This window comes from Streptomyces sp. NPDC054847 (assembly GCF_053610925.1).
The window spans coordinates 1-9747 of the sequence record NZ_JBSGZJ010000272.1; the positions used below are offsets into that span (position 1 = coordinate 1).

Annotated in this window: 10 protein-coding genes and 1 pseudogene; 9 read left to right on the forward strand and 2 right to left on the reverse strand. The window is 72.4% G+C overall.

Annotated elements, in window-relative coordinates; all coding sequences use genetic code 11:
• Window positions 1-85: 85 nt before the first annotated feature.
• The 4 genes from pnuC to ACWGH4_RS23570 are packed head-to-tail and all read left to right on the forward strand — an operon-like array spanning window position 86 to window position 3559.
• Entirely contained in the window at window positions 86-730 is a 645-nt protein-coding gene (gene pnuC, locus ACWGH4_RS23555; RefSeq protein WP_453464132.1) for a nicotinamide riboside transporter PnuC, read from the forward strand.
• On the forward strand, window positions 727-1797 hold the full coding sequence (locus tag ACWGH4_RS23560; RefSeq protein ID WP_453464135.1) for an AAA family ATPase: 1071 nt from the start codon (window positions 727-729) through the stop codon (window positions 1795-1797). The genes pnuC and ACWGH4_RS23560 overlap by 4 nt, the downstream gene beginning before the upstream one ends.
• Window positions 1794-2531, forward strand: a complete 738-nt coding sequence (locus tag ACWGH4_RS23565; RefSeq protein WP_441266573.1) for an NUDIX domain-containing protein — start codon at window positions 1794-1796, stop codon at window positions 2529-2531. Before ACWGH4_RS23560 ends, ACWGH4_RS23565 begins: the two co-directional genes overlap by 4 nt.
• Complete coding sequence (locus ACWGH4_RS23570; RefSeq protein ID WP_453464138.1) at window positions 2528-3559, forward strand: ADP-ribosylglycohydrolase family protein; 1032 nt, start codon at window positions 2528-2530, stop codon at window positions 3557-3559. The genes ACWGH4_RS23565 and ACWGH4_RS23570 overlap by 4 nt, the downstream gene beginning before the upstream one ends.
• Before the next feature lie 38 nt (window positions 3560-3597).
• On the opposite strand, the gene ACWGH4_RS23575 is transcribed toward ACWGH4_RS23570, so the two are convergent.
• Together ACWGH4_RS23575 and ACWGH4_RS23580 are read right to left on the reverse strand one after the other, a co-directional pair.
• Complete coding sequence (locus ACWGH4_RS23575) at window positions 3598-4278, reverse strand: nucleotidyltransferase domain-containing protein (protein ID WP_453464141.1); 681 nt, start codon at window positions 4276-4278, stop codon at window positions 3598-3600.
• Between the two features lie 86 nt (window positions 4279-4364).
• On the reverse strand, window positions 4365-4808 hold the full coding sequence (locus ACWGH4_RS23580; RefSeq protein ID WP_453464144.1) for a Rieske (2Fe-2S) protein: 444 nt from the start codon (window positions 4806-4808) through the stop codon (window positions 4365-4367).
• A gap of 282 nt (window positions 4809-5090) precedes the next feature.
• Between ACWGH4_RS23580 and aroH the strand changes: the two genes are divergently transcribed.
• The 5 genes and pseudogenes from aroH (at window position 5091) to der (ending at window position 9704) form a co-directional block, all read left to right on the forward strand.
• Window positions 5091-5453, forward strand: coding sequence for a chorismate mutase (gene aroH / locus ACWGH4_RS23585; RefSeq protein WP_005319263.1), 363 nt, complete (start codon window positions 5091-5093; stop codon window positions 5451-5453).
• Window positions 5450-6535, forward strand: coding sequence for a prephenate dehydrogenase (locus ACWGH4_RS23590; RefSeq protein WP_453464147.1), 1086 nt, complete (start codon window positions 5450-5452; stop codon window positions 6533-6535). Before aroH ends, ACWGH4_RS23590 begins: the two co-directional genes overlap by 4 nt.
• 224 nt (window positions 6536-6759) lie before the next feature.
• Window positions 6760-7431, forward strand: a pseudogene (gene cmk, locus ACWGH4_RS23595) ((d)CMP kinase); the annotation flags it as partial.
• 173 nt (window positions 7432-7604) lie between these two features.
• Window positions 7605-8192 (forward strand): lysophospholipid acyltransferase family protein, encoded by a 588-nt coding sequence (locus ACWGH4_RS23600; protein WP_229835337.1) that lies wholly within the window; start codon window positions 7605-7607, stop codon window positions 8190-8192.
• Window positions 8193-8255: 63 nt separating this feature from the next.
• A complete protein-coding gene (der, locus tag ACWGH4_RS23605) occupies window positions 8256-9704 on the forward strand; it encodes a ribosome biogenesis GTPase Der (protein ID WP_441266568.1) in 1449 nt (482 codons plus the stop codon).
• Window positions 9705-9747 lie beyond the last annotated feature (43 nt).

Here is a 9747-nt window from a genome sequence, read left to right on the forward strand (position 1 = left end):
GGTCACGGGCCCTTCGCCGTCGTAAAAGCCTTGTGGCGGTCGTCGCGGCTGCTTTATAGTCAACATGACTATTAAGGAGGCGGGCGTGAGTCTCGCAGACATCCTCGGGCCCTTGCAGCAGCCGCTGTTCACCGTGCTCGGGACCCCGGTGAGCTGGACCGAGTTCCTCGGTTTCGGCAGTGGCGCCCTCTGTGTGTGGCTCGTCGCCCGCCAGCACATCGCGAACTGGCCGATCGGCATCGCCAACAACGTCTTCTTCATCCTTCTCTTCACCCAGGCGGGCCTGTACGCCGACGCCGGCCTGCAGGTCGTCTTCATCACCCTCGCCGCCTACGGCTGGTGGACCTGGACCCACGGGGGTGGACCAGGTTCTTCCGTCCTCCCGGTGCGGCGCACCACCCGCACCGAGTGGACCTGGCTGCTCGCGGCGGGGGTGATGGGGACACTCGCCCTCACCCTCCTCCTCGACCGCGCCACCGACTCCACCGTCCCCTTCTGGGACGCGCTGACCACGGCCCTGTCGCTGATGGCGACGTACGGGCAGTGCCGGAAGCGCCTGGAGTCGTGGTGGCTGTGGATCGCCGCCGACGTGGTGTACGTGCCTTTGTACGCGTACAAGGAGCTCTATCTGACGTCGCTGCTCTACATCGGCTTCATGGCGCTGTGCGTCGCCGGGCTGCGGGGCTGGTCGCGCGACCTGTCCGCACGGCGTGAGGCGGTGGCCGTATGAGGCGCTACGGACACGGCCTGGTCCTCGGCAAGTTCTACCCGCCGCACGCCGGCCACCACCACCTCGTACGGACGGCGGCCGACCGCTGCGAACGGCTCACCGTCCTCGTGTGCGCCTCGTCCGTCGAGACGATCCCGCTGGCCGACCGCGTGGCGTGGATGCGCGAAGTGCACCCCGGGGTACGGGTCGTGGGCACCATGGACGAAACCCCGGTGGACGTGCACGACCCCGATGTGTGGGACGCCCACATGGCCGTCTTCCGCGCCGCCGTCCCCGGCCGGGTGGACGCCGTCTTCACCTCGGAGGCGTACGGCGCGGAGCTCGGCCGCCGCTTCGGCGCCGACGCCGTCTGCGTCGACCCCGACCGGAGTGTCTTCCCGGTCTCCGGCACCGCCGTGCGCAAGGACCCCCTCGGCTGCTGGGACTTCCTCGAGCCGCCGGTGCGCGCCGCGCTCGCCCGGCGGGTCGTCGTCCTCGGCGCCGAGTCCACCGGCACGACCACGATGGCCCGGGCGCTCGCCGAGCACTACCGGCGGCGCGGCGGAGTGTGGGCGCCGACCCGCTGTGTGCCCGAGTACGGACGGGAGTTCAGCGAACACAAGCTGGCCGCCCTGCGCGCACGGCGCCCCGGCGCCGGCTGGGACGAGGTCACGTTCTCCTCCGACGAGTTCCCGCTGATCGCACGGCGACAGGCGGTGCTCGAGGAGCACGCCGCGCGGGCCGGCTCGCCCGTCGTCGTCTGCGACACCGACGCCTTCGCCACGACGATCTGGCACGAGCGCTACATGGGCGGCCCCTACCCGGCGCCCCCCGAGCCGCGCCGCCAGCACCTGTGGCTGCTGACCGACCACACGGGCGTCGACTTCGAGGACGACGGCCTGCGCGACGGAGAGCATCTGCGGCCCTGGATGACCGGCCGCTTCCGCGAGGAACTCGCCCGCACCGGCCGCCGCACCGTCGAGCTCACCGGACCGCACGAGCGGCGGCTCGCCACCGCGGTCGCCGCCGTGGACGCACTGATCGCCGAGGGCTGGGACCTCGCGGAACCCCTCCCGGAGAAACGATGAGCGACACCCGCCCGGCGGGTTACGACCCGTACGCCTTCGAACCGTTCGCCGTCACCGTCGACCTCGCCGTCTTCACGGTCAGGGAGAGCCGGCTGCACGTCCTCCTGGTCGAGCGCGGACAGGAGCCCTACCGGGGCGCCTGGGCGCTGCCGGGCGGATTCCTGCTCCCCAGGGAGTCCGCGGAGACCGCCGCACGCCGCGAACTGGCCGAGGAGACCGGCCTGACGGAGCAGACCGCCGCCGACCTCCACCTCGAGCAGCTGCGCACCTACAGCGACCCGGACCGCGACCCGAGGATGCGCGTGGTGTCCGTCGCCTACACCGCGCTCGTACCGGACCTGCCGGAGCCGCGCGGCGGCGGCGACGCGGCGCACGCCCGCTGGACACCGCTCTCGTCGGCCACGCCGCTCGCCTTCGACCACGACACGATCCTCGCCGACGCGCACAGCCGCATCGGCGCCAAGCTCGAGTACACCTGTCTCGCCACCGCCTTCTGCCCGCGTGAGTTCACACTCGGCGAACTCCAGCAGGTGTACGAGACCGTCTGGGGCGTCGAGCTGGACCGCCCCAACTTCCGGCGCAAGGTGCTGGCGACCCCCGGCTTCGTCGAGGCCGTCGAGGGCGAACCGCGCCGCACCGGCGGCCGCGGAAAACCGGCCGCGCTCTACCGGGCGGGAGCCGCGTCCGCCCTGCACCCACCACTCCTGCGACCCGAGGGACGGCAGCAGACATGACCACGACGAGGAGCACCAGGACCATCACCAAGCAGGCCGCCACCGGGGCGCTGACCGGGCTCGCGCTCGGCGACGCCCTCGGCTTCCCGACCGAGTTCAACGACGTGCCCGCCATCCTCGCCAAGTGCGGGCCCTGGCGGCAGATGGAACTCCCCACACCCGCGATCGTCACCGACGACACCCAGATGACCCTCGCCCTCGCACGCGGCATCCGCACGGCCATGTCGCGCGGCCTGCTCGTGGCGTCCCGGCTCGTCAGGCCGGTGCGCGAGGAGTTCGTCGACTGGTACCACTCGCCGGAGAACAACCGGGCCCCCGGCCGCACCTGCCTGGTCGCCTGCCAGAAGCTGGACAGCGACCTGCCGTGGCAGGCGGCCAGCCAGATCGGCTCCAAGGGCTGCGGGGCGAACATGCGCGTCGCACCCGTGGGCCTCGTACCGGGCCTGAGCGAGGAACAGCGCTCCGGCGCGGCGCAGTTGCAGGCGGCGCTCACCCACGGCCACCCGACCGCCCTCGCCGCGAGCGACCTCACGGCCCGCGCGGTGTTCCTGCTGGCGCAGGGGGCGGAGCCGACCGGTCTGGTGGGCCAGCTGCGCTCGTACGCCTACGAGAACCGCAGCCGGTACTTGCACCGCTGGCTCGGCGACCTGTGGACCTACTCGCACGACGCGACGCCCGAGGCCTTCATCGCGCGCGGCTGGGACGAGTGCCTGCAGATCCTCGAACGGCTCGCCGCCGCCGTGCGCTCACCGGAACCGGAGCTCGACCCCTGCCTGACCACCGGCGACGGCTGGATCGCGGAGGAGGCGCTGGCCACGGGCCTGTTGTGCTTCCTGATGTTTCCCGAGGAGCCGCTCACGGCCCTCCGCCGGGCCGCCTGCACCAAGGGCGACTCCGACTCGATCGCCTGCCTCGCGGGCGCGTTCGCGGGCGCCCACCTCGGCGCCGGCGCGTGGCCGCGCGAGTGGGCGGACCGGATCGAGTATCGCGGGGAGCTCGTCACGCTGGGTGCGCTCTGGGACGCCTGAGCCGGGACCGGCCACGGTCGTCCCCGGCCGGTCATCTCTCAGCCCGCCGACGCCCTCCGGACCCGCACCAGGAAGTCCTCCACGCGGGCCCGGTCCGGGACGGGCGGGAGCGGGGAGGTGGTCGCGGCCGTGTCCGCCTCGGCGGCGAGGCGGGTCATCCAGGACTCGACCCTGTCCCACGGCACCTCGCCCCGTTTGACCTCGAGCAGCCGTTCGCGGTCCGCACCCACGTCGATCACCAGCTCGCCCGTGCGCAGCAGATCGCGGCAACTGCCCAGCAGACGCAGCAGGTGCATGGCGTGCTTCCAGCGCGGTGCGCCGTGCTGCCGCACGTCCGCCTCGAGTTTCCTGCGCTGGCCCGTCGCGTAGCGGACGAACGTCTCGTGGGCGCGGCTCGACAGGAACGCCCCGCGCAGGGACAGCAGTTCGCGACCGGTCTCGTCGACGTGCTCGACGATCGGGGAGTGCAGGCATTCCAGCACGTTCGGGTTGGCGCGCAGCGCCAGTTCGAGGAAGCGCTCCAGCTCCCAGGAGAACTGCTCCTCTGCCGGTCCCTCGACATGCGTCGGCGGCTTCTCGAAGCCCCAGAACAGCGGTGTGGGCGCGAGGAACACACCGCGCCTGTCGGTGTCGCTGTCGTCGGTGGCCAGCCCGAAGGCGCGCGACCCCATGACACAGGAGTAGACCGTGTGGTCGCGGACAAGTGTCAGCGGCGTCATGCCCGAGAGGCTACGGGAGGCGCAAGGTCGTGCCCGGACAGGGCCTGGCCCCGTACGGGAGGCGCCAGGTCGCGCCCGGACAGCGCCTAGCTTCGCCGGATCGAGTCCCCCGAGACGGTGATCCGCTCCTGCGGCAGGGGCTTCGTCGCCGGGCCCGCCTCCACGGAGGCGTCCGCGAGCCCGAACTTGCTGCCGTGGCACAGGCAGTTGATGGTTCCGTCGGAGACGTTCGCGACCGTGCAGCCCTGATGGGTGCAGACCGCGGAGAACGCCTTGAAGTCGCCGGACTCCGGCTGCGTCACCACGATCTTCTTGTCGGCGAAGACCTTGCCGCCGCCGACCGGGATGTCCGCCGTCTTCGCGAGCTCCTCGCCACCTGGCGCGGGGGAGTCCTGCCCGGGTTCCGTGGGCGTGGCGTCCGGCGGCCGGGTGGCCGGATCCTCCCCACCGTCTCCGTTCCCGCATCCCGCCACCAGCGCGGCCGCGCCCGCCGCACCCACCGCGAGAACCGTCCGTCGGCTCGTGTCCATGACACTCTCCTCTGTTCGTCGCCCCCGACCGCCCGGGGCACGAGCATCCTGGCCTCCGAACGGGCGGAGAAGAAGCAACCGGGCAGTCGTGTCCGCCCGCCGGCCCAGGCCCAGTGTGCGCCTCCACGCACGGCCGGTCGACGGCCGGACCGGACGGCCCGCGACTCGCGGAGTCGACGTGTCTCGCAGAGCGGTCGCCGCGGCCGCCGCGCCGCGCGCTGACTACGCTGAAACGGAGCACCCGGCCGGCAGGACCGGCAGGTAGGAACGAAGGAGCACGACGTGGCGGTACGAGCGGTCCGCGGAGCCGTCCAACTGGAACGGGACGACGCCGGACACATGGGCGAGCAGGTCGGCGAGCTGCTCACCGCCATCCTCGAGCGCAACGGCCTGGCCGTCGACGATCTGATCAGCGTCTGGTTCACCGCCACCCCCGACCTGCACAGCGACTTCCCCGCGGCCGCGGCGCGCGGGCTCGGCATCGTCGACGTGCCGCTGATCTGCGCGCAGGAACTCGACATCGCCGGGGCCATGCCGCGCGTCGTCCGCATCCTCGCGCACGTCGAGTCCGACCTGCCCCGGTCGAAGATCGCCCATGTCTACCTCGGCGCAGCCGCCGCCCTCCGCAAGGACATCGCCCAGTGAGAACCGCGCTCGTCATCGGAACCGGACTGATCGGCACGTCCGCCGCGCTGGCCCTCGCGGGACGCGGCGTCGCCGTGCACCTCGTCGACCACGACGCCGAGCGTGCCCGCACCGCCGCCGCGCTCGGAGCCGGCACGGACGAGCGGCCGGAGGGCCGCGTCGACCTCGCCGTCGTCGCCGTGCCCCCGGCGCATGTCGCCACCACGCTGGCCGAGGCCATGGGCGCCGGCGTGGCCCGCGGCTACCTCGACGTGGCCAGCGTCAAGGGAGGCCCCCGCCGGGAGCTCGAGGCGATGGGCGTGGACCTGTCCGCCTACATCGGCACGCATCCGATGTCCGGCAAGGAACGCTCAGGCCCGCTGGCCGCCACCGCCGACCTCTTCGAGGGCCGCCCCTGGGTGCTGACCCCCACCCGGGAGACGGACACCGAGGTCCTCAACCTCGCCCTCGAGCTGGTCGCCCTCTGCCGTGCCGTGCCCGTCGTGATGGACGCGGACGCCCACGACAAGGCGGTCGCCCTCGTCTCCCACACCCCGCAGCTGATCTCCTCCATGGTCGCGGCGCGCCTCGAGGACGCCGACGACACCGCCGTACGGCTGTGCGGGCAGGGCATCCGCGACGTGACCCGGATCGCGGCCTCCGACCCCCGGATGTGGGTGGAGATCCTCTCGGCGAACCCCGGGCCGGTGGCCGACGTGCTGGCCGGCGTCGCGGCCGACCTCGACGAGACGGTCCGAGCGCTGCGGTCCCTCCAGTCCTCCGACGAGTCCAAGCGCCAGGACGGCGCGGAGGGCATCGAGGACGTCCTGCGGCGCGGCAACGCCGGACGGGTACGGGTACCGGGCAAGCACGGCACGGCACCGGCGGCCTACGAGGTCGTCGCCGTACTGATCAGCGACCAGCCGGGCGAGCTGGCCCGCATCTTCGCCGACACCGGCCGCGCCGGCGTGAACATCGAGGACGTCCGCATCGAGCACGCCACCGGGCAGCAGGCCGGACTCGTCCAGCTGATGGTCGAGCCCACGGCGGCGCCGGTGCTCACCGCCGCGCTGCGGGAACGGGGCTGGTCGATCCGTCAGTAGACGGCCGGCGGCTCGGAGCGCTTCCCGGCCGGGAGGCGGACGGAGCAGTGGCAGGACCCGGCCCGGCCGCTTCCGGGCGGCCGGCCGAGGGAGCGTCCGGGGGCCGTGTCAAGGGGCCGCTCCGGGGCCCCGGCGTACGGGTGCAGAAGTGGTCGTCCGCACTCGGTAACCTTGTGCTGGGCCCCTCGGCACTCCCGCCGTGCCCACTCCCACGAACCAGGAAGGTGTCCGACACCGTGGAATCCGTGATCGTCGCCATCGATGGCCCCTCCGGCACGGGCAAGTCGAGCACCTCCAAGGCCGTCGCCTCCGCGCTGGGGCTGAGCTACCTCGACACCGGCGCGCAGTACCGCGCGATCACCTGGTGGATGATCAGCAACGGCATCGACGTGTCCGACCCCGCCGCGATCGCGACCGCCTCCGGCAAGCCGGTGATCGAGTCCGGCACCGACCCGTCGGCACCGACGATCACCGTCGACGGCCTCGACGCCTCCGGCCCGATCCGCGAGCAGGACGTCACCGCCAAGGTCAGCGCGGTCAGCGCGGTGCCCGAGGTGCGCACCCGGATCACCGAGCTGCAGCGTTCCATCGCCAAGGCCGCCGAGAAGGGCATCGTCGTCGAGGGCCGTGACATCGGCACCACCGTCCTGCCCGACGCCGATCTGAAGATCTTCCTGACCGCGTCCCCGGAGGCCAGGGCGGCCCGCCGCAGCGGCGAGCTCAAGGGCGCCGACGTCGCGGCCACCCGTGAAGCCCTGATCAAGCGGGACGCGGCCGACTCCAGCCGTAAGACCTCGCCGCTCGCCAAGGCGGACGACGCGGTCGAGGTCGACACCACGGACCTCACGCTCCAGCAGGTCATCGAATGCGTCGTCACTCTCGTCGAGGAGCGGCGGAACCGGGACGCAGCGCAGGTCGAGGGGCACTCGGCCGAAGCGCAGTCGAGGCGGAGCGCGACCGGCGACGACGAGAAGCGGGGCGCGGCCGACAGCACGCGGAAGCAGGCCGCCCGGTGACCGTTCCCTCACAGAAGGGCGCGGCCGTCGGGCGGGGCATCGGCATCGGGCTGATGTACGGACTGTGGAAGCCGCGCGTCCTCGGCGCGTGGCGGGTGCCGGCAGCGGGGCCGGTCATCCTCGCGGTGAACCACGCGCACAACATCGACGGGCCGATGCTGATGGGCACCGCGCCCAGGCCCGTGCACTTCCTGATCAAGAAGGAGGCGTTCGTCGGCCCCCTGGATCCGTTCCTCATCGGGATCGGACAGGTCAAGGTGGACCGTACGACCGCCGACCGCACCGCCATAACGGCCGCGCTCGGCGTGCTGGACAACGGCGGCGTCCTCGGGATCTTCCCCGAGGGCACCCGCGGTGAGGGCGACTTCGCCTCCCTGCGTGCCGGGCTGGCGTACTTCGCGGTGCGCAGCGGCGCCCCGATCGTCCCGGTCGCGGTGCTGGGAAGCACCGAGCGCCGCGGACGGTTGATAAAGGGACTGCCTCCGTTGCGCAGCAAGGTGGACGTCGTCTTCGGTGACGCGTTCGAGGCCGGGGACGGCAGCGGACGCCGCACGCGCAAGGCGCTCGACGAGGCGACGGTGCGCATCCAGGAGCACCTGACCGCCCACCTGGCGGACGCGAAGCGCCTCACCGGGCGCTAGGACAGACTTGAGTAATGGGCCGCGCGACTGACACGGTCCAGTGACGAACGAGGAACGGACTTCATGAACGACCAGCACGACCACGGAGCGCTCGGCGACGCCGAGTACGCGGAGTTCATGGAGCTCGCCGCGGAAGAGGGCTTCGACGTCGAGGACGTCGAGGGCGCGATCGAGGAGGCCGGGCACGGCCCGCTGCCCGTCCTCGCCGTCGTCGGCCGCCCGAACGTCGGCAAGTCGACCCTGGTGAACCGCATCATCGGCCGCCGCGAGGCGGTCGTCGAGGACAAGCCCGGCGTCACCCGCGACCGCGTCACCTACGAGGCCGAGTGGGCCGGCCGCCGCTTCAAGGTCGTCGACACCGGCGGCTGGGAGCAGGACGTCCTCGGCATCGACGCCTCCGTCGCCGCCCAGGCCGAGTACGCCATCGAGGCCGCCGACGCGGTCGTCTTCGTCGTCGACTCGACGGTCGGCGCGACCGACACCGACGAGGCGGTCGTCAAGCTGCTCCGCCGGGCCGGCAAGCCCGTCGTGCTCTGCGCCAACAAGGTCGACGGACCCAGCGGAGAGGCCGACGCGACGGCCCTGTGGTCGCTCGGCCTCGGCCAGCCGCACCCGGTCTCCTCGCTGCACGGCCGCGGCACGGGCGACATGCTCGACGCCGTCCTCGAGGCCCTGCCGGAGGCGCCGGCCCAGACCTTCGGCACCGCCGTCGGCGGTCCGCGCCGGATCGCCCTGATCGGCCGTCCGAACGTCGGCAAGTCGTCGCTGCTCAACAAGGTCGCCCGCGAGGAGCGCGTCGTCGTCAACGAGCTCGCGGGCACCACCCGTGACCCGGTCGACGAGCTCATCGAACTCGGCGGCGTGACCTGGAAGTTCGTCGACACCGCCGGTATCCGCAAGCGCGTCCACCTCCAGCAGGGCGCCGACTACTACGCCTCGCTGCGCACGGCCGCCGCCGTCGAGAAGGCGGAGGTCGCGGTCATCCTGATCGACGCGACGGACACCATCAGCGTCCAGGACCAGCGCATCATCACCATGGCCGTCGAGGCCGGCCGCGCCATCGTCGTCGCCTACAACAAGTGGGACGACCTCGACGAGGAGCGCCGCTACTACCTCGAGCGCGAGATCGAGACCGAGATGCAGCAGGTCGCCTGGGCGCCCCGGGTGAACGTCTCAGCGCTCACCGGCCGCCACATGGAGAAGCTGGTCCCGGCGATCGAGACGGCGCTGGCGGGCTGGGAGACGCGTGTCCCGACCGGCCGGCTGAACGCGTTCCTCGGCGAGATCGTCGCCGCGCATCCGCACCCGATCCGGGGCGGCAAGCAGCCGCGCATCCTGTTCGGCACGCAGGCCGGCACCAAGCCGCCGCGGTTCGTGCTGTTCGCGTCGGGCTTCCTCGAGCACGGTTACCGCCGCTTCGTCGAGCGCCGACTGCGTGAGGAGTTCGGCTTCGAGGGCACCCCGATCCACATCTCGGTGCGGGTGCGGGAGAAGCGCGGCCGCAAGAAGTAGCCGACGACGCATCGACGCCGCTGCCCCCGGACCGTGCACACGG